The organism is Actinoplanes philippinensis, assembly GCF_900113015.1.
In the GTDB taxonomy this organism is placed as follows: Bacteria; Actinomycetota; Actinomycetes; order Mycobacteriales; family Micromonosporaceae; genus Actinoplanes; species Actinoplanes philippinensis.
Map to the genome: position 1 here is coordinate 428,540 of NZ_FONV01000011.1, position 19,487 is coordinate 448,026.

A 19,487-nucleotide genomic window follows, 5' to 3' on the forward strand; every position below is an offset into this window, starting at 1 on the left:
ACGCTGTCACACAGCGTTGCCGACTAGGGTGTGTGCCCAGAGTCACCACGTCCCAGCATCCCCAGATCACCCGGAGGTCACCGTGACCAGCCAGTCCGAAGAGCCCGAGGCGTCCGCGCCGGTGGCGGAGAAGTCCTCGACCGAGGGGTCTTCCGGGCGGGAGCTTTGGGATCAAGTCCGCATCGAGCCGGTGGAGATCGCGCTGCCGGCCGGGGTCGGCCTGACCCTCCGGGCGTACCGGAAGGCGTCCGAGCTCACGCCGACCGAGATCGAGATCGACGAGGACGACCCCTTCGAGGCCCGCAAGCGCCGCCTCGAGGAGGACGAGGAAGAGGTCATCGTCGACGAGGAGTATCAGGCGCTCCTCGCCGAGGGCGAGACCGAGGAGGGCAAGGCCGACTCCGCCGAGGAGCCGGACCCGGCCGACTTCGAGGACGAGCCCGCCGCCCAGGCGGATGACGAGGAAGTACCCATGTTCCTCAGTCACAAGGGCCGACTGCTCGCCTTCAAGAGCGCCGAATCGCTCGTCTCCTTCCTTCGTTCGGGTGCTCCGCACGATCTCGCACAATTGGACACCTGGGGTGACCTGGCCGAGCGGGTACAGTCGAGCGACATCGACCCGCAGCCGGAGGACCGCTACGAGCTCGACCTCGTGGTGGAAAACCTGCGCGGCGGTCACGACACATGGGATCTGCCGCTGCTCATCAACGCCGGCGAGGTGGCCCGTGATCTGGGTTACGCGCTCCGCATCAAACCGGTGATCCTGGCACTGGCGCCCGGCTCGCCGCTCGACGACCTCGACGAGTCCCTCCGTACCGCGGAGAAGGGCGGTATGGGCGGTTACTTCGGACGTCGCCGACTGAAGAAGATCGGTGCACAGCAGGCGAGTCTGGGTTGGCGCTCGGTGATCGGGAAGATCTCTGCCGCTGTGGACTGGCGTGACTGACCGATTACCAGGGAGTATCAATCCTTGGCCACTGAGAAGCACCCCCGGGGAGGAGGACGACGCCGTGGCGCTCGTGCGCGTGTACTGCGGTCTGGCGTCGGCTGATGATTCGGTGCGTTCGGCCTCGGCCGCGCCGCTGACCATCGCCGTGGTGGACGACGCAGGCCGGCTGCTCGGCGTCCATGAGATCAGCGACGACCCGGCCGGATACGCCCTGCTGGGGACGCTGCTCGTGGAACGGACGACGGGATTCAGCGACGCGGCGGTCGCCGCCGACAGCGACGACCACGTCGTCACCTCGCTGCTCACCGCGGCCGGGCGGCCACTCGTGGTGGTCGACGACGACGATGCCGACGACTTCGCCGAGCGCTTCTCCGACGACGACTCCCCCGAGGAGATCTCCGCGCCGCTGGCGGCCCGCCGGGCCGTCGGCCTGGCCCGGGCGCTCCAGGCCGGCGCGATCGCCGCGGTGACCCTTCCGGCGCCGCGCGAGCTGGTCAGCTACAAACCCGTCCTGGCGGCGCACGTCGCCATGCTGGTCGGGCGCAACTCCGCGGCGGTCGCCCTGCGCGAGGTCCTCCGTGAGCTCTACCCGGCCGCCCTCCGGGCGTACCCGGATCCCGCGCATCACCTGGCGCTCGCCGTGCTCGACGCGGTCCCCGAGCCCGGCCGGCTGACCGGCCGGGCCGGCGACCCCACGCATCTCCTCCGGGAGATCGCCGCCGAGCTGGCCCGCGCCGGCGCCGGCAGCGAGAGCGAGCTGATCGCCGCCGTCACCGCCCTGCACGTGGCGATCAGCGAGTCGCCACGCCGGGGTGGCGTCAACAAGTCCCTCGCCCCGGCCGCCGCCGACGCGGTCCGCCAGGCGATCGCGGCCGTCCGCTCCTGCGACGCCGCCTGCTCCGCCCTGGTCGGCACGCTCGCCGCCCGGGCCACCCCGCCGGCCGCGAGCCCCGGTGTGGGCCGTCGCAGCGCCCGCCGCGAGCCCGCCCCGCTCCAGCCGGTCCCGAGCGGTGACAACGGCTCCCGGTTCGGCCGCCGCGGCCGTCCCGAGCCGTCCTCGACCGGTAACGGCCCCGCCGTCCCGCAGCCGATGACCGCCCCGCCCGTCGCACCGGACCCGATCGGCCCGCCGCCGATGGCGCCCGCCGCGGCCAACGGTCTGCCCGGCCGCGCCGGCAGCCCGCTGAACCGGCCGGTCTCGGTGCCCCCGCCGCCACCCGGCATGACACCGATCACGCCCGGTTCCCGTCCGGTCCCCGGCTCCCGCAACCCGGCCGTGCCGTCCTCGGCGCAGCCCGCCGGGTCCAGCCCCGCCGACGCCGGCGAGCCGTTCCGGGCCACCCTGACGAACGCGGAGCTCACCCGGGCCCGCGCCGAACGCCAGCGCACGGTCATCCCGCCGCGCCCCTCCACCACCCGGCAGCCCGCCACCAACGGCTCGGCCGCCGGCCCCACCGACTTCAGCCTGCCGATGCCGTCGCAGCGGCCCGGCCAGGAGATCGCGGAGCCCGGCTCCCGCGCCAACTGGCCGCTGATGAACAGTGAGAAGGACGAGGCCGCCCGCCCCGACCTGCCCACGCGCGGCGAGCTTCCCTCCCGCGGTGACCTGCCCTCTCGCGGTGACCTCCCGTCCCGCGGCGAACTCCCGTCCCGCGGCGGTGACCTGCCGTCCCGCTCCGAGCTGCCCACCCGGCCCACGTCGTCGCGCCCGTCGCCGTCCGCGGCCTCGGTCAGCTCGCCGACCGGTGGCCGGGTCCGCCCGCCGTGGCAGGACAACCTGGAGGCCCCCGCCCCGCTGCCCAAGGAGCCGGCGCTGCGCCTGGTCGACCAGGCACGCACCAGCAGCGGCCGGGCGCGTCTGCCCGGACTCGACCAGCTCACCGGCACTCCACCGCTGCGCGTCGTCGACGACGAGCGCCCGCCCAAGATCACCGCACTGGACCGCAGCTCCGCGCCGCCGGTCCCGGCCGACAGCAGCGACGGCGATCTGCTGATCTTCGCGGCGGCCCGGTCGGCCTGGTTCACCGGCACGACCGACTCCGACGGCGGCGACGTCAACTGGTCCAACCCGAACGACAGCGGCTGGCGCGCCGCCCAGAAGGCCGCCACCCCCGCCATCGCCGCGGAGACCTCGGCCGGCCTGCCGAAGCGAGTGCCCCAGGCCAACCTGGTGCCCGGCTCCCCGCTGCGCGAGGAGCGCCCGCTCCGGATCGTCCGGGACGCCGCATCGATCGCCGCGCACACCACCGGCTACTTCCGTGGCTGGCGGCGCGGGCAAGAGATCGGCGGCTTCGCGATGGGCGGCCGTCCGGGCCGCGAGGCCGCCGGCGGCTGGGACTTCAGCCGCGACGGCCAGCCCGCCGACGAATACCGCAACAACAACGCGGGATACGGCGGTCGCTGACACACCGTGCGATGAAGGCCGTGACCTCGGGGTCACGGCCTTCATCACGTCCAGACCACCGCCCTCCGGACCACCGCCGTTGTCCGAGACGCCCTCGGGCCGGCCGGCGGCCGTTGTTTGGTCCACCGTCGTCCGGCCCCGCCGTCGGTCAGCGTTGTCCGGCCCACCGCCGTGACCTCCCGCTCGGCCCGCCCAGCCCGCCCAGCCCGCCACGGCCCACCGCCGACCGGCCCACCGCCGTCCGGCCCACCATCGCCCGGCCAGCGTTGTCCCGCCCACCGCCGTGACCTCCCGCCCGGCCTGCCCGGCCCGCCACGGCCCACCGCCGACCGGCCCACCGCCGTCCGGCCCACCATCGCCCGGCCAGCGTTGTCCCGCCCACCGCCGTGACCTCCCGCCCGGCCTGCCCGGCCCGCCACGGCCCACCGCCGACCGGCCCACCGCCGTCCGGCCCACCATCGCCCGGCCAGCGTTGTCCCGCCCACCGCCGTGACCTCCCGCCCGGCCTGCCCGGCCCGCCACGGCCCACCGCCGACCGGCCCACCGCCGTCCGGCCCACCATCGCCCGGCCAGCGTTGTCCCGCCCACCGCCGTGACCTCCCGCCCGGCCTGCCTGCCACGGCTCCGCCGACCGGCTCACCGTCGTCCGGCCCACCATCGCCCGGCCAGCGTTGTCTCGCCCACCGCCGGAACCTCCCGACCTGCCCGCCACGGCTCCGCCGACCTGCCCACCACCGCCCGGCCAGCGTTGTCCCGCCCACCGCCGTAACCTCCCGACCTGCCCACCACAGCTCCGCCGACCGGCCCACCGGAAGCGGCGGCCGTCTTTCGGCGGTAGTCCCGCGCCGCCGATGATGGCGGAATGCGCGCGATCATCTTCGACTTCTTCGGGACCTTGACCGACCCCTCTGCCGAGCTGCTGCGGAAGGAGACGATCCAGGCCACGGCGGCGGAGCTGGGCGTGTCCCCGGAACGGTTCTGGACGGCGATGGCGGCGAGCTTCCCGGACCGGATCGTCGGCGCCTACGGCGGCACCCGGGACACGCTCCGCACGATCGCACGGCAGTGTGGGACCGATCCGGACGACGAGCGCCTCGACCGTGCCGTGGCAACGCACCGTAAGGGCGCTGAGCGGGTCCGCACGCCCCGCCGAGGCGTCCTCGCGGTACTCGACCACCTCCGCGCCCGCAATTTCCGGCTGGGGCTCATCAGCGACTGTTCCAGCGAACTGTTCGAGGCGTGGCCGGAGACCGCCTACGCGCCCCGGATCGACGCCCCGGTCTTCTCGTGGCAGGAGAGGATCCGCAAACCCGACCCCCGGCTGTACGCGACAGCCGCCGCCCGCCTGGGTGTGCCGGCCGCCGAGTGCTGGTTCGTGGGTGACGGCGGCAGCCGCGAGCACGACGGCGCGCGGTGGGCCGGCATGCGCCCGGTGCTGGTGACGAACGCGGGCTATCCGGGTGTCGGCGGCCTGCGGACCGACCCGGACTCGTACCTGCCGGAGCACCGGATCGACGAGCTCGACGAGCTGATCCGTCTACTGGGACCGAGCCATGACAACGGGTGATCGCTCATATACGATGGCGTTCGGCCGGAAAGCGCGCGAAAGCCCCGTTCCGGCCTGCCGATCTCTCGGCGGCCAGAGCGGGGCTTTCCACCGCTTATGACGAGCGGAGCGCCTGCTGAGGTGGGGTGCTACTGCTTGGTCAGGCCGGGGCCGTGGCCCGCGTGCGACGCATCGTGAGCACATACTCGACGAGCGAGATGAGCACGTTCTTCGTCGACTCACGGTTACGGGCGTCGCAGCTCACGACGGGCACGTCGGACGAGATCGCCAGAGCGTCCCGCACGTCCTGCGCGTTGTGGTACTGCATGCCGTCGAAGCAGTTGATCGCCACCAGGTACGGCAGGCGCCGGTGCTCGAAGAAGTCGATGGCGGCGAAGCAGTCGGCGAGCCGACGCGTGTCCACCATGACCACCGCACCGATGGCACCCCGGACCAGCTCGTCCCACATGAACCAGAACCGCGTCTGGCCAGGTGTTCCGAACAGGTAGAGGATCAGGTCACGGTCGATGCTGATCCGGCCGAAGTCCATGGCCACGGTGGTGGTCATCTTGCCCGGCACCTGCCGGTTGTCGTCGACACCCACACCGGCCGAAGTCATGATCGCCGAAGTGGTCAGTGGGGTGATCTCCGAGACCGACCCCACCAGCGTCGTCTTACCGACGCCGAAGCCACCGGCGATGACGATCTTCGCCGATGTCACGCGTCCCGCAGCGGGACGGTGCGACATGTCAGAGCCTGCGAAGTCCACTCAGCACCCTTTCCAGCAGTTCCGTGCCTACCGCGTCGGTCTCGTCTTCGAGCGAGGTGGGCTCGTACACAGCGACCAGGCCGTCAGAGGCCATGTCCGCGACGATCACACGTGCCACACCGAGCGGCAGTTGCATGCGTGCGGCGATCTCGGCGAGCGACTGAACTCGGCCGCCGTCGCACATCGCCGCGATGTACTGATGCTCGCTTCCACCCTGCCCGCGGCCCATTCCGGAACGCCCGCGCACGGTTGTCTCGACCAGCGCTTCCAGCGCTATCTCAAGCTTCGGCCGGGTCCGACCGCGGGTCACGGCATACGGCCTGACCAGCGCGCCGGTCGGCTCATCGCGTTCAGGCATTGTCACCGTCAACCCCTCCCTCGGCCCCTCGAAGTGTATTGGTTATCAAAGCTTTTACCAGTAGCCGGCTGAGCTTACTCGGGCCGCGAAACCCCAGACAAACCCCTGGATGTCCCCGGCCCACTACCGGTTCAGCCCAGTACCCCGGCCGCCGAGCGCGGCGCGGGAGTCAGAGCTTCGCCGACGCGGTCGACCAGGAGGGCCATTTCGTAGCCGACCTGACCGACGTCGCAGCTGCGCGCCGCGAGCACCGCGAACGAGGAACCATCGGAGATGGACATCAGGAACAGGAAACCGTTGTCCATCTCGACGACCGTCTGGAGGACGGCGCCACCCTCAAAGCATCGTGCGGCACCCTGCGTCAGGCTTACCAGGCCGGACGCGATGGCCGCCAACTGGTCGGCGCGGTCCCGGGGGAGGTCCCGCGAGGCCGCCAGGAGCAGACCATCGGCGGAGACCGCGATCGCGTGCGCGACCCCGGGAACGCGGTCGGCGAAGTTGGCCAGAAGCCAACCCAGATCCTGCGTAGATGTCATGCCTCATGCTCCTTGCCAGCCTGCGAGGGCTGCTGCCCTCCCGGAGTGTCCTCCAGGTTGGTCGATTGTTCCTTGGTGCGACCGCGCTGCACACCGCGGTGGTACGCGGAGAGTAGCCCGCGAACCCCCTCGGGCGTGCGGCGCTGGACGGAAGTACCGCCCCGGTCGACACCACCGGGGACGAGTTGAGCCATCGGCGTGCGCTTCGGGAGGCCCGCCGTGGTGGTGACCTCGACGGGTGCCTCGGCAGCCGCGCGGGCCGCCTGCCATCCGTCGTCGGCCGCTGTCCGCCAAGGGTTCGCGGCCGGGGCGCCACCGTTGCTGTAACCTGCCGCCGCCGCAGCCGGAGCACCAACAGTAGCCGGATCGAGGTTGCGGGACTCGGGCGAGGCCGCCTGCTGCGGCACACCCGCGGTGCGGACCGGTTCCCCGGTCGGGATGCGCTGCGAGACGACCGACTCCTCGCCGACCCCGGAGACCTTGGGGCGGGCCGGGGTGTCGTTTCCGGGCGTCGTCGTGGTGAACCACGCCGACTCCAGCTCCCGGAAGATCGGCAGCTCCATGGTCTCGTCCGCGAACGGGACCGCGCCCTCGCGGGCAGAGGCCATCTGGGCCGCGGCGGTGGCCTGAGCCTCCGCCGGATCCGGCGTGGCCGGCAGTACGGGCGACGCCGGGACCGGCGCCGTCTGCGGGTTGGCCGGCCGGGCCACCTGAGGCTGCGCCTCGTAGCTGTCCGGGCGGAACCGCGGGATCTCGGCAGTCATGTCGAGCGCGGCGGCCAGGTTCTCCGGGACGTGCGGGGTGGCGGGCTCGCGTTCCGCGGCGACCGGCGGCCATGCCGGCGGGGCCGAGGGGTACGCGTTGCGCTGGTCGAGCGGCGAACCGGAGGTCGGCGAGGCCGACACCGGCTCGATCGGGCCCGACTGGTACGGCGAGGCCGACACCGGAGGAGCGGGCGACACCGGAGGAGCCGAGATCGGCGGTACCGGGGGCGCCGACACCGGCGGCATGAACGCGTTCCGGCCGTGGCTCTCCGGGTTGGCCGGGAGCTGGCGCGGGATCGTCGTACCGAAACCGTTGATGTCGTTGTCCGGGCGGAAGTCTCCGCCGTTGCGGCGCTGGGCCAGCTCGTCGAGGCCGGCGAAGCCCTGCGGACCGGACGGCAGCGGCGGGATGACCTCGTTGCTGCGCGGACCGTGGAACCCGTTGGCGGAGCCGTTGCCGTTGCCGTTGAAGCCGCCGCCGTTGGGGGTGAACCCACCGAAGCCGGCCGGAGCCGCGCCGGTGAGGTCGGACCACGCCGGGACCGCGCCGTTCGAGCCGTTCGACCCGTTGGAGCCCGGGTAGCCACCGTTGGAGCCAGGGTAGCCACCGTTGCCGCCGTTGGAGCCCGGGTAGCCGCTCTCCAGGGCCAGCGGCTCGCCGAAGCTCGGCAGGCCGGCGCCCGGGCCACCGTCGAAACCGCCCCGCGACTGGACCTGGGCGGAAGCCGCCGCGGCCAGGACGGAGACGGGCAGGCCCACCTCGGCGACGGTGCCGCGCTCGCGGTCCGCCGGCCGGAGTTCGACCCGGACCGCATGCCGGTTCGCCAGCCGGGCGACCACGACCAGGCCCATCATCCGGGAGACGGCGACGTCCACCGTCGGCGGGTTGGCGAGCCGCTCGTTGAGGTCGCGGAGCTGCTCGCGGCTGATGCCGATGCCGTGGTCCTCGACAGTGAGGATGGCGTTCTCACCGACGCGCCGGGCCTCGACCAGAACATTGGAGTTCGGCGGGGAGAAGGCGGTCGCGTTGTCGAAGAGCTCGGCGACCAGGTGGACCATGTCGTTCACGGCGTGCGCCGCGACCTCGATGTCCCGGTCGATCATGCCGAACTCGATGCGGGTGTAGTGCTCGACCTCGGACTGCGCGGCACGGAGCACGTCGATCAGGGCGGCCGGCTCCCGCTGCACACGGGTCGAGTCGGCGCCCGCGAGAACCAGGAGGTTCTCGTCGTTACGACGCATTCGGGTGGCCAGGTGGTCGAGCTGGAAGAGCTCGGCCAGACGGTCCGGGTCCTCCTCGCCGCGCTCGAGCCGGTCCAGGTGACCGATGAGCCGGTCGACCAGGATCTGCGAACGGCGCGCGAGGTTGACGAACATCGTCGCGACGGAGGCACGGAGTGCGGCCTGCTCGGCCGCGGTCCGGACCGCCTCGAGGTGAACCGCGTTGAACGCCTCGGTCACCTGCCCGAACTCGTCCCGGCTACGCACCGGGAGGGGCTCGGCGATCTGGTCGGCGACCTGTGCCGGGGTGAGCGACGCGGAGAGCGCCGGGTCACGCAGCCGGCTCACCGCGTGCGGCAGGCCGAACTGGGCGACGGCGAGGGCGCCCTGACGCAGCTCACGCAGCGACCGGGCCATCGACCGGGCGACCAACCACGCGAAGAGGATGGCCAGCAGGAGCATGCCGAGCAGCAGGCTCGTCTCCAGGAAGACGTCCTGGTTCGTCTTGTCCCGCAGGGCGGTGGCGTCCGACACGATCTTCTTGTCGAACTCGACCTCCACCTGCCGGAAGAGCGAGTTGTAGCCGGCGAGCGCCTCTTCCCACTGGGCCGAGTTGAACGGCAGCGGGTCGGTGGTCTGCGTGGACCGGAAGTCGAGCGGGCCGGTGTAGTTCTCCGCGGCCTGCTTCTTCGCGCCGTCGACGGTCTTGTTGAAGTAGTCGACCTCCTGCACCGTGCCGACCGCGTTGAGCGTGTCGACCGCCAGCTGGTAACCGGTGACGGTCTCCAGCAGGGAGCGGCGGTGCGTGTTGTCGAACTTCTGGTCGGCGACCATCTCCTGGCCCAGGTAACGCTGCTGGGAGATGTAGTCCTTGGCCCGGGCGACCGCGGCGACGACCCGCAGGTGGTCGCTCAGCTCCTGGTTGTTGGCCAGCTGCGCGGAGATGTCACGCACCTGGAGCAGGTCCTCGACGAGCCGGTCGTACGTCTCCAGGACGTTGTCCTCGTCCTCGTCGCCCTTGGCGACGCGGCTCCGGAAGGCCGGCAGGTCCTCGATGTTGCGGTCAAGGCGGAGGAGGAGCTGGCCCACGTTGTCCGGAACGTCCTCGAGAGCGCCCTTCTGCTGAAGGTACGGCTCCTTGGCGTCGTCGACGTCGGGGTGCTCTTCGTTGTAGAGCTTGACGGCACCCTTGAAGGCGTCACCGTTCTTCGGGCTCTTGGCGATCATCACGCCGTAGGTCCGCTCGGCCTGCAGGTGGTCGACCAGACCACCGGCGGCCTCGGACAGCACCGAGAGGGTGCGCGCGCGCTCCGCGTTGCTGGCTTCGTCGATGTGGTCCACGAGGCCGTTGACGCCGACGACGATCGTTGCCACCGTCGGCACCAGCATGATCAGGCCTAGTTTGGACCAGATCGGTAGGTCTCGGAGCCGACCGGCAGGTCGGCTGAGACGCGACATGACGCCATTCGCGCTGTTAGGGCGCTTGCTCACGTCACCGTCCTCCTGATTCGGGCCCGGCATTCGGCTCGCCAGGCACCGCACACGGCCGACTCGCCGACGTCGGGCCCCCGAGATTCCATCACGACAAGTGTCAAAGAGAAAGAGCAGGCGGACACGGACCGGTTGTGTGACGCGATGTTGCAACCTCGTAGTTGGACATCGCCGGTCTCAATATCACTACCTGTGGAGCAGCACATCTCTCAAGGTCACTTTGTTGATCGACGCAGCGTTGGGGGGTGGGTGCTGGCCGATCGGGTCCCGATCGTAGTCGATCGCGATACACCTGACGATGACGCGGTTCCCAGCTTTCGGCAAGGCAAGGTGCCAGAGTATGCCGAGTTTGCAGGCGGCAGTCTAGCCGAACGGCGGAGCTTCAGAATCTCGCGGTCGATTTCTTTTGACGTACGTTCGTCCGTATCCGGTTATGACCCGATATAGGAGCAGTTCAAGCGAGGAGTTTGGCGTACGCCGGCTTGATCACCTCGTTGATGAGGACCAGGCGCTCGTCGTACGGGATGAACGCGGACTTCATGGCGTTGATGGTCAGCCACTGGAACTCCATCCAGCCCCAGCCGAACGCCTCCGACAACAGCGTCATCTCCCGTGACATCGACGTGCCGCTCATCAGCCGGTTGTCGGTGTTGACGGTGACCCGGAACCGGAGATCGTGCAGCAGCTTGATCGGGTGCTCGGAGATCGACGCGGCGGCGCCGGTCTGGACGTTCGACGACGGGCACAGCTCCAGCGGGATCCGCTTGTCCCGGACGTAGGCGGCGAGACGGCCCAGCACCGGCGGCGCCGCCTGGGTGCCCCCGGTGATCGACGGGGCGCTCGGACCGTCCGCGGTGACCGTGATGTCGTCGACGAGGCGTACCCCATGACCCAGCCGGTCCGCGCCGCACCACTGGATCGCCTGCCAGATCGACGGCAGGCCGAAGGCCTCGCCGGCGTGGATGGTGAAGTGGAAGTTCTCCCGCTGCAGGTACTCGAAGGCGTCCAGGTGCCGGGTGGGCGGGAACCCGGCCTCGGCCCCGGCGATGTCGAAACCGACCACGCCGCTGTCCCGGTAGCGAACCGCCAGTTCGGCGATCTCCTGCGACCGGGCGGCGTGCCGCATCGCGGTGAGCAGGGTGCCGATCCGGATGGGCGTGCCCTTCGCCGCCGCCTCGGCGCAGCCCTCCCGGAACCCGGCGTGCACCACCTCGACGACCCGGTCCAGGGTGAGACCACGCTGCAGGTGCTGCTCCGGGGCATACCGGATCTCGGCGTAGACGACGCCGTCGGCGGCCAGGTCGAGGGCGCACTCCTTGGCGACCCGGTGCAGGCCCTCCTCGGTCTGCATCACCGCGACGGTGTGGGCGAAGGTCTCCAGGTACCGTTCCAGCGAGCCGGAGTCGGCGGCGGCGACGAACCACTCGCCGAGCCGTTCCGGATCAGTGGAGGGCAGCTCATGTCCGGCCTTCTCGGCCAGCTCGACGATGGTGGCCGGCCGCAGTCCACCGTCCAGGTGGTCGTGCAGCAGGACTTTCGGGGCCTTGATGATGTCGGAGTGTGCGATGCCAGCCATCAGAAGAGCCTAGAGGGAAGCGCTCGATGATCGACGGAGCTATTCCGTATCTGCGATGCCCGGTGTGCCGGGAGCCACTCGCCCGCCAGGACCGGGTGCTGCGCTGCCCGCGGCGGCACAGCTTCGACATGGCCCGTCAGGGGTACGCCGACCTCAGCGCCGGGCGTCTGCCGCACGTCGGTGACAGCGCCGAGATGGTGGCCGACCGGGCCGATTTCCTGGCCGCCGGGCACTACTCGTTCATCGCCGAGGAGCTGGCGAGACATCCGGCGGACGGGCTGGTGCTCGACGCCGGCACCGGGACCGGCGACTACCTGGCCCGGTTCCTGGACGCCGCTCCGGGCGCGACCGGGCTGGGCCTGGACGTGTCCAAGCCGGCGCTGCGGCGGGCCGCACGGGCGCATCCACGGGCCGCGGCGGTGCTCACCGACCTGTGGCGGCCGCTGCCGGTCGCCGACGCCACGGCGAGCGTGATCCTCGACGTCTTCGCGCCCCGCAACGGCCCCGAGTTCCACCGGGTGCTGCGGCCCGGCGGCGTCCTGCTGGTGGTCACCCCGGCCGCCGACCATCTGGCCGAGCTGATCACCGCGCACGGGCTGATCCAGGTCGATCCGGACAAGGCCGCGCGGGTCAGCGGCAGCCTGGGCGAGCACTTCACGCTCGACACGAGCGTCACCCTGCGCCGCGAGCTGAGGCTGACCGCGGCCGAGGCCCGGACGCTGATCGGGATGACGCCCAGCGCCCGGCACGTGCCCGCGGACGATCTGCCCACCCGCGACCTGACCGTGACGGCCGCCGTCGACGTGGCGGCATACCGGCCGCGCCGCTAGACGGAGAGGTCGACCTCCTCCCACTCGGGGGGATCGTCGTGGTACGGCCCTTTGAAGACCACCGCCCACTCGAGAGCCCACCGGCGCTGGCCGATCGCGTTGCTGTCCACCTCACCGGGCAGCGGCCGGCCGCTCTGCTCCGCCTCCTGGTAGGCCCAGTCCAGGCAGTAGTAGAGGTCGAGCAGGACCGCGGCCTCGATCGGGTCCCGGACCGCGACCAGCGACCGGGACCGCCAGCTGGTGAAGCTCTCCCCCGCCGGCAGGTCCGGCATCTGGGCCATCATCCGGTCGTCGGGCGCCACGGTGGGATCCAGGTGCCGGCTCAGGCCCAGCAGCCAGGCCAGCGCGAAGACGGCGTCGTGGTGCAGCACGAAGGAGCGGTGGTCGCCTTTCGCGCCGATCACGAACTGCCACTCCGGCGGGGTGACCTGCTCGACCAGGTGGGAGCCGAGCAGCCAGCTCATCGCGGCCTCGGTGGGCATGCCGAAGCAGCGGGCGACGACGACGTGCAGCACCGAGGCGCGGGCTTCCAGCTCCGCGGTGGGGCGCAGCTCGACGGTGTCACCCGCCTCCCAGACCAGCGGAAACGCCAGCGGGGGCAGGGGCAGGCCGAGTCGGGCGAGCTCGTCGAGACTTGCCTCGCGGACCGCGCGGGGGTCGGGGGCGGCCTTCTGCATGGCGGCTCAGGCTATGCGGTCGAGCAGGAGCGGGGAAGAGGCGGGTGGCGCGGCGCCGACCACGATCGCGCCGGCGGCGTCCTCGCGGGCCGCCGGGATCCGGGCCTCGTCGTCGGCGCGCAGCTCCAGGAGCACGTCACCGGCGCTGACCCGGTCGCCCGGGCGGACCCGCAGCTGCACCCCGGCGCCGAAGCTGACCGGGTCCTCCTTACGGGCGCGCCCGGCGCCGAGACGCCAGGCGGCGATGCCCACCCCGTACGCGTCGATCGAGGTCACCACGCCGTCCTCGGTGGCGCGCAGCAGCTCGGTGTGCGCGGCCGTCGGCAGTGGCGCGTCCGGATCGCCGCCCTGCGCCCGGATCATCGCCCGCCAGGTGTCCATCGCCTGGCCGCCGGCCAGCACCTTCTCCGGATCGGCGTCCACACCGGCGGCGGCCAGCATCTCCCGGGCCAGTGCCAGGGTGAGTTCCACCACATCGGACGGTCCACCGCCGGCCAGCACCTCGACCGACTCGGCGACCTCGTTGGCGTTGCCGATGGCCAGGCCCAGCGGGGTGCTCATGTCGGTCAGCAGGGCGACGGTGGTGACGCCGCTGTCCTTGCCCAGCTGGACCATGGTGCGGGCCAGCTCCTGCGCGGTGGCCAGGTCCTTCATGAACGCGCCGGTGCCGACCTTGACGTCCAGGACCAGCGCGCCGGTGCCCTCGGCGATCTTCTTGCTCATGATCGAGCTGGCGATCAGCGGAATCGCTTCGACCGTGCCGGTGACGTCGCGCAACGCGTACAGCTTGCGGTCGGCCGGGGCCAGGCCCTCGCCGGCCGCGCAGATGACCGCGCCGATCTCCTGCAGCTGGCTCTTGAACTGGTCATTGCTGATCCGGGCCTGCCAGCCGGCGATCGACTCCAGCTTGTCCAGGGTGCCGCCGGTGTGGCCGAGGCCCCGGCCGGACAGCTGCGGCACGGCCACGCCGCACGCGGCGACCAGCGGGGTGAGCGGCAGGGTGATCTTGTCACCGACGCCGCCGGTGGAGTGCTTGTCGGCGGTCGGCCGGGTCACCGAGGAGAGGTCGAGCCGCTCGCCGCTGGCGATCATCGCGGCGGTCCAGCGGGCGATCTCGGCGGGGGTCATGCCGCGCAGCAGGATCGCCATCGCCAGCGCCGACATCTGCTCGTCGGCGACCACGCCCCGGGTGTAGGCGTCGACCACCCAGTCGATCTGGGCGTCGGTGAGCACGTGACCGTCCCGTTTGGCCCGGATCACGTCCACCGCTGCGAATGCACTCACGGTTTTTCCTCTTCCCAACGCTGCGGGATGCCCTCCGGGGCCTCTCCCTCGCCGGCCCAGGACAGGCCGCCCTCGGCATCCACCACCACGACCCGCGGAGTACGGACCAGGCCCCAGGCCACCGCGGCGGCCGTCGTGGGCAGGTTCGGTCCCTCCTCCAGGATGCCTTTCTCCTCGGTCGAGCCCGGCTCGCCGGACGACCGCTCCCAATAGCCCGTCCAGATCGTCGTGCCGCCGGAGATGTCCGGGTGCACGAAGACCGTCCCCCGGCCCCGCCACTTCGCCAGATCGGCCGGGACGTCGGCGGCGCCGACCGGGCCGGTCACCCGCTCCATGTCCTCGTAGCCGAACGCGTGCGGCAGCAGCTCGGTCATCCGCAACGGCCGGGGCACCGCCTCGACGAGCAACTCGGGACCGCCGTGCTCCCAGAGCAGCTGACGGCAGCGGCCGCACGGCATCAGTGGGGCGCCGGTCGCGTCCACGCAGGAGATCGCCACCAGCCGGCCGCCGCCCGTGGCATGCAGTGAGCTGACCAGACCGCACTCGGCGCACAGTGTCATGCCGAGTGAGGCGTTTTCCACGTTGCAGCCGACCACCATCCGGCCGTCGTCGACCAGGCCGGCCACGCCGACCGGGAAGTCCGAGACCGGCGCGTAGGCCCGGCGCATCGTCTCGATGGCGGCCGCGCGCAGGGCCGCCCAGTCGATCTCCATGACTCCCGATTCTGCCGTAGCCCGGGGTGGTGTCGTCATGCGCTCCCGCAGTGACGGAATCCCTGCCAGGCTTCACCACACACCCACCGGCGGCCGGCCAGTGGTGAAAACTCGAAAATTCCCTGGACCCGGGAGCGGGCGGTCGCGGACGCCGTGCGGCCCGGTTCCGGGCGGCACGGCGTCGCGCTTCTTTCTCAACCCTTGATGTACGGCACCCCGTCCGCCGCCGGAGCGCGGACGCGGCCGACCAGTCCCGCCACCGCGATGAGCGTCGCCAGGTAGGGCAGCATGTTGAGGAACTGGCTGGGCACCGGGCTCTCGATGGCGCTCAGGTAGGTCGCCAGCTTCTGGGCGAAACCGAAGAACAGCGCCGCACCGAGCGCGCCGAACGGCGTGTACCGGCCGAAGATGAGCGCCGCCAGGGCGATGAAGCCGGCGCCCGCGGTCATGTTCTTGGTGAAGTTGCCGGTCGCCACCAGCGTGAAGTAGGCCCCGCCGATGCCCGCCACCACGCCGCCGAGCAGCACGTTCAGGTAGCGCAGACCGCGTACCCGGATGCCGACCGTGTCGGCCGCGGTCGGGTGCTCGCCGACGGCCCGGGTCCGCAGGCCCCACCGGGTCCGGCTGAGCCCGAAGTGGATGACCACGACCAGCGCGAGCGCGACCCAGACCAGCAGGTTCGCCTGGAACAGCACCGGGCCGACGACCGGGATGTCGGCCAGCGCGGGGATCCGCCACTCGGGCATCTGCGGCGGGGTGTTGTAGGTCTGCGCGTCGGGCTGCATCAGGCGCTCGTAGAGGAAGCCGGTGATGCCGAGCGCGAACAGGTTCAGCACCATGCCGACGACCGTCTGGTCGACCAGGTAGCGGATCGACAGCACGGCCAGGATCGCGGCGATGATCACGCCACCGAGCGCCGCGCTGATCAGGCCGACCCAGACGCTTGTCGCCATGGTGCCGACCAGGGCGCCGGCGAAGGCGCCCATCAGGAACTGGCCCTCGATCGCCACGTTCACCACTCCGGACCGCTCGCCGAGCACCCCGGCGAGCGCGCCGAGGATCAGCGGAAGCGCCAGCTGGAGGGTGCCCTCGGTGGTGTCCACCAGCGGCATGAAGTTGCCCGCCACCTGCCAGCACAGGAAGGACAGCACGAAGGCCAGGATGCCCAGGCTGAGCAGCACGTTGGAGCGGCGGCGGGCCAGCCCGGCCAGCATCGCCCCGCCGGCCGCCAGCGCGAGGAGCCCGAAGAGCACCGCGCCGAACTGGCCGTTGATGGAGAGCGCGGCGCCCTCGGCGTCCTCGCTCAGGGTGAACCGGGCGTCCTCACTCGGCGCGAGGGAGCCGAACACGGCGGCGGCCAGCAGGCCGATCAGGACGAGGGCCAGGCCGAGACGGCGCTGCCGGGACCAGAACGGCTCCGGCGCGGCGACCTCGGTCAGCTCTTCCACAGTCGCGGTCGACATGTCCTCAGCCCTTCGCCAGGGAGACGCCGGCCGCGGTGTTCCGGGCGGCGCGCAGACGGAAGATCGCCTTCACCACGGCGGGGGCGGCGATGAAGATGACGATGAGCGCCTGGAGCACGGTGACGAGCTCCAGCGAGATGCCCGCGTACGACTGGATCCGGTTGCCACCGGCCCGCAGCGCACCGAACAGCAACGCGGCGAAGAAGGTGCCCCACGGACGGTTGCGGCCCAGCAGCGCGACGAGCAGGCCGTCGAAGCCGATGTTGCCGGCCACCGCCGGGGTCAGCGCGTACGCCGTACCCAGCACCTGGGTCGCGCCGCCGAGCCCGGCCAGGCCTCCGGCGACCGCCATCAGCAGCACGTAGGTCTTGCCCACGCTGATGCCGGCGGTCTGCGCGGCGTGCGGGTTGGCGCCCACCGCGCGGATCTCGAAGCCGAACGCCGACCGCTTCAGCAGCCAGGCCACACCGAAGGTGACCAGCACCGCGATCAGGATGCCGAGGTGCACCCGCAGGATGCCGCCGGGCGACGGCAGCTGGGCCGACTCGGCGACGGACTTGCTGATCGCGTCGGTCCGGCCCGGCGCCTGCACGCCCTTCTGGATGACCAGCCAGGACAGGAACAGCGCGGCGGTGTAGTTGAGCATGATCGTGGTGATCACCTCGTGCGCGCCGGTGCGTGCCTTGAGCAGGCCGGGGACGAAGCCCCAGAGCGCGCCGCCGACGATGCCGGCGAGCAGCGCGACGATCAGGTTGAGCACGATCGGCAGACCGAACGTGAACCCGGCGACGGCCGCCACGATGCAGCCGAGCACCGCCTGGCCCTGGGCGCCGATGTTGAACAGGCCGCCCCGGAAGGCCAGCGCGACGGACAGGCCGGTGAAGACCAGCGGCGCGGCGTAGGTGAGCGTCTCGGACAGCGGCGCGAACGCCTCCTGCCAGGTGGCGGTGCCGTTGAACCACGCCTGGAAGACGGCCGGGTCACCGAAGGCGCCCTTGAGCAGGTCGGCGTACGCCTCGCTGATCAGCGTCCAGCTGGCGGTCAGCGCGTCCGACGGCCGGGCGGTGAAGTAGCCGAACTTGGCCAGCACGTCCGCGTCCGAGACCACGATCAGGACCGCGCCGATGACCACGGCCAGCACGATCGACAGGGTGGTGATCAGGACGTTGTTCGACGACCAGAGGTTGCGGGTGAACACGCTCAGGAAGCTCTCCTGATCGGCGGGCGCCGGCTTCTTCGGCGCCTCGGTGTTCGTCTCGGCGGTCACTTCTCCCCCTCCGCCGGTGCGCCGGTGATGCCGGCCATCAGCAGACCCAGTTCCTCGCGCGGGGTGTCCGGCGAGACGATGGCCAGGATGCGGCCGCGGTACATCACCGCGATCCGGTCCGCGAGGCCGACCACCTCGTCCAGCTCGCTGGAGACGACGAGGACCGCGGTGCCCTGGTCACGCTCGTGCACGATCTGCTTGTGGATGAACTCGATCGAGCCGACGTCCACACCACGGGTGGGCTGCGACGCGATGAACAGGCGCAGCGGGCGGGACATCTCCCGGGCCACCACGACCTTCTGCTGGTTGCCGCCGGACAGGGTGCCGACCAGGGTGTCCGCCGACTGGCAGCGGATGTCGAATTGCTCGATCCGCTCCTGGGCGTTGCCGCCGACCTTGCCGCCGTCGATGCGGAAGGCGTTGCCGTACGGCGCGCTGTCGTACATGTCCAGGATGAGGTTCTCCGCGACCGAGAACTCCTTGACGACGCCGTCGTGGCTGCGGTCCTCGGGGACGTAGCCGACGCCGGAGCGCAGGATCTTCTTGGTGCTCAGGCCGATCAGGTCGTCGCCCTCCAGGCGGACCGACCCGGCGCGCACCTCGCGCAGGCCCATCACGGCCTCGACCAGCTCGGTCTGGCCGTTGCCCTGGACGCCCGCGATGCCGAGCACCTCGCCGGCCCGGACCTCCAGGTCGACGCCGTCGACCGCGCGGATCCCCCGGTCGTCGTCGACCACCAGGCCGTCGATCTTCAGGACTCCGGCGCCCGGCTCGGCCGGCGTCTTCTGCACCTCGAGGCTCACGGCGCGGCCGACCATCAGGGCGGCCAGCTCGTCCTCGCTGGTGTCGGGGCTGGCGGTACCGACGATCTTGCCGCGGCGGACCACGGTGATCCGGTCGGCGATCGCCTTGACCTCTTTGAGTTTGTGGGTGATGAAGACGATCGACTTGCCCATCGCGGTCAGCGACCGCATGACGGCGAGCAGCTCCTCGGTCTCCTGCGGGGTGAGCACCGCGGTCGGCTCGTCCAGGATCAGCAGGTCGACCTCGCGGGTCAGCGCCTTGACGATCTCGACACGCTGCTGCGCGCCGACCGGCAGGTCCTCGACCAGGGCGTCCGGGTCGACGGGCAGGCCGTACTTGGTGGAGGTGTCGATGACGTCCCGGCGGGACCGGCGGCGGTCGAGCCAGCCGAGCGGCCCGCCGCGGGTCTCCTCGGCGCCGAGCGCGATGTTCTCCGCCACGGTGAAGACGGGCACCAGCATGAAGTGCTGGTGCACCATGCCGATGCCGGCGGCGATGGCGTCGCGGGGGCTGTTGAAGACGACCGGCTCGTCGTTGACGAGGATCTGGCCCTCGTCCGGGTGGAGCAGGCCGTAGAGCTGGTTCATCAGCGTCGACTTGCCGGCGCCGTTCTCGCCGAGCAGGGCGTGAACCTCACCGGGCTCGACCGTGATGTCGATGTGGTCGTTGGCCACCAGGTCGCCGAAGCGCTTGGTGATGCCGCGCAATTCCAGTTTCAGCGGAATCTCCCGACGTCGGGTAGCTGGTCCTGGTGGACTGTTGACGGATCTAATGCGAGCCGCCGCTCGGCCACGGTGTGAACCGCGGCCGGCGGCGGCCAGATGTTACCTACTCG

15 protein-coding genes are annotated in these 19,487 nt (G+C 71.4%); 4 read left to right on the forward strand and 11 right to left on the reverse strand.

Features of this window, described 5'->3' with window-relative positions; translation table 11 throughout:
- The first annotated feature begins 82 nt into the window (after positions 1-82).
- From BM290_RS30185 to BM290_RS30195, 3 genes are all read left to right on the forward strand, one after another.
- Entirely contained in the window at positions 83-946 is an 864-nt protein-coding gene (locus BM290_RS30185) for a DNA primase (protein ID WP_093619288.1), read from the forward strand.
- A 64-nt stretch (positions 947-1,010) separates the two neighbouring features.
- Complete coding sequence (locus BM290_RS30190; RefSeq protein ID WP_239143737.1) at positions 1,011-3,353, forward strand: transposase; 2,343 nt, start codon at positions 1,011-1,013, stop codon at positions 3,351-3,353.
- Between the two features lie 862 nt (positions 3,354-4,215).
- Complete coding sequence (locus BM290_RS30195; RefSeq protein ID WP_093619289.1) at positions 4,216-4,920, forward strand: HAD family hydrolase; 705 nt, start codon at positions 4,216-4,218, stop codon at positions 4,918-4,920.
- 139 nt (positions 4,921-5,059) lie between these two features.
- Here BM290_RS30195 and BM290_RS30200 read toward each other — a convergent pair whose 3' ends face one another.
- From BM290_RS30200 to BM290_RS30220, 5 genes are all read right to left on the reverse strand, one after another.
- On the reverse strand, positions 5,060-5,647 hold the full coding sequence (locus BM290_RS30200; RefSeq protein ID WP_093619290.1) for a GTP-binding protein: 588 nt from the start codon (positions 5,645-5,647) through the stop codon (positions 5,060-5,062).
- Between the two features lies 1 nt (position 5,648).
- Positions 5,649-6,026, reverse strand: a complete 378-nt coding sequence (locus BM290_RS30205) for a DUF742 domain-containing protein (RefSeq protein WP_093619370.1) — start codon at positions 6,024-6,026, stop codon at positions 5,649-5,651.
- Positions 6,027-6,157: 131 nt separating this feature from the next.
- Entirely contained in the window at positions 6,158-6,562 is a 405-nt protein-coding gene (locus tag BM290_RS30210; protein WP_014447580.1) for a roadblock/LC7 domain-containing protein, read from the reverse strand.
- Positions 6,559-10,038, reverse strand: coding sequence for a sensor histidine kinase (locus BM290_RS30215; RefSeq protein ID WP_093619371.1), 3,480 nt, complete (start codon positions 10,036-10,038; stop codon positions 6,559-6,561). The genes BM290_RS30210 and BM290_RS30215 overlap by 4 nt, the downstream gene beginning before the upstream one ends.
- Positions 10,039-10,492: 454 nt before the next feature.
- Positions 10,493-11,614 carry an adenosine deaminase gene (locus BM290_RS30220; protein WP_093619291.1) on the reverse strand — a complete coding sequence of 374 codons (1,122 nt, stop codon included), beginning with the start codon at positions 11,612-11,614 and terminating at the stop codon, positions 10,493-10,495.
- Between the two features lie 26 nt (positions 11,615-11,640).
- Here BM290_RS30220 and BM290_RS30225 point away from each other — a divergent pair, with 26 nt between their 5' ends.
- Positions 11,641-12,444, forward strand: coding sequence for a putative RNA methyltransferase (locus tag BM290_RS30225; RefSeq protein ID WP_093619292.1), 804 nt, complete (start codon positions 11,641-11,643; stop codon positions 12,442-12,444).
- Here the strand turns inward: BM290_RS30225 and BM290_RS30230 are convergent.
- The 6 genes from BM290_RS30230 to BM290_RS30255 all read right to left on the reverse strand — a co-directional run bounded on the left by BM290_RS30230 (position 12,441) and on the right by BM290_RS30255 (position 19,359).
- Positions 12,441-13,121, reverse strand: coding sequence for a DUF4272 domain-containing protein (locus tag BM290_RS30230; protein ID WP_093619293.1), 681 nt, complete (start codon positions 13,119-13,121; stop codon positions 12,441-12,443). The two genes, BM290_RS30225 and BM290_RS30230, sit on opposite strands and share 4 nt — an antisense overlap.
- Before the next feature lie 6 nt (positions 13,122-13,127).
- A complete protein-coding gene (locus BM290_RS30235; protein ID WP_093619294.1) occupies positions 13,128-14,405 on the reverse strand; it encodes a thymidine phosphorylase in 1,278 nt (425 codons plus the stop codon).
- On the reverse strand, positions 14,402-15,118 hold the full coding sequence (locus BM290_RS30240) for a cytidine deaminase (RefSeq protein ID WP_093619295.1): 717 nt from the start codon (positions 15,116-15,118) through the stop codon (positions 14,402-14,404). The genes BM290_RS30235 and BM290_RS30240 overlap by 4 nt, the downstream gene beginning before the upstream one ends.
- Positions 15,119-15,312: 194 nt before the next feature.
- The gene (locus tag BM290_RS30245; RefSeq protein WP_093619296.1) at positions 15,313-16,581 is read right to left on the reverse strand and encodes an ABC transporter permease; all 1,269 of its coding nucleotides are present in this window, start codon (positions 16,579-16,581) and stop codon (positions 15,313-15,315) included.
- Positions 16,582-16,585: 4 nt separating this feature from the next.
- A complete protein-coding gene (locus BM290_RS30250; protein WP_093619297.1) occupies positions 16,586-17,848 on the reverse strand; it encodes an ABC transporter permease in 1,263 nt (420 codons plus the stop codon).
- Complete coding sequence (locus tag BM290_RS30255; RefSeq protein WP_275413304.1) at positions 17,845-19,359, reverse strand: ABC transporter ATP-binding protein; 1,515 nt, start codon at positions 19,357-19,359, stop codon at positions 17,845-17,847. The genes BM290_RS30250 and BM290_RS30255 overlap by 4 nt, the downstream gene beginning before the upstream one ends.
- Positions 19,360-19,487 lie beyond the last annotated feature (128 nt).

Coding starts and splice junctions, on each gene's coding strand:
- BM290_RS30200 (WP_093619290.1), bottom strand. CDS start 5,647: ATGTCGCACCGTCCCGCTGCGGGACGCGTGACATCGGCGAAGATCGTC.
- BM290_RS30210 (WP_014447580.1), bottom strand. CDS start 6,562: ATGACATCTACGCAGGATCTGGGTTGGCTTCTGGCCAACTTCGCCGAC.
- BM290_RS30220 (WP_093619291.1), bottom strand. CDS start 11,614: ATGGCTGGCATCGCACACTCCGACATCATCAAGGCCCCGAAAGTCCTG.
- BM290_RS30240 (WP_093619295.1), bottom strand. CDS start 15,118: ATGGAGATCGACTGGGCGGCCCTGCGCGCGGCCGCCATCGAGACGATG.
- BM290_RS30230 (WP_093619293.1), bottom strand. CDS start 13,121: ATGCAGAAGGCCGCCCCCGACCCCCGCGCGGTCCGCGAGGCAAGTCTC.
- BM290_RS30225 (WP_093619292.1), top strand. CDS start 11,641: ATGATCGACGGAGCTATTCCGTATCTGCGATGCCCGGTGTGCCGGGAG.
- BM290_RS30195 (WP_093619289.1), top strand. CDS start 4,216: ATGCGCGCGATCATCTTCGACTTCTTCGGGACCTTGACCGACCCCTCT.
- BM290_RS30245 (WP_093619296.1), bottom strand. CDS start 16,581: ATGTCGACCGCGACTGTGGAAGAGCTGACCGAGGTCGCCGCGCCGGAG.
- BM290_RS30205 (WP_093619370.1), bottom strand. CDS start 6,026: ATGCCTGAACGCGATGAGCCGACCGGCGCGCTGGTCAGGCCGTATGCC.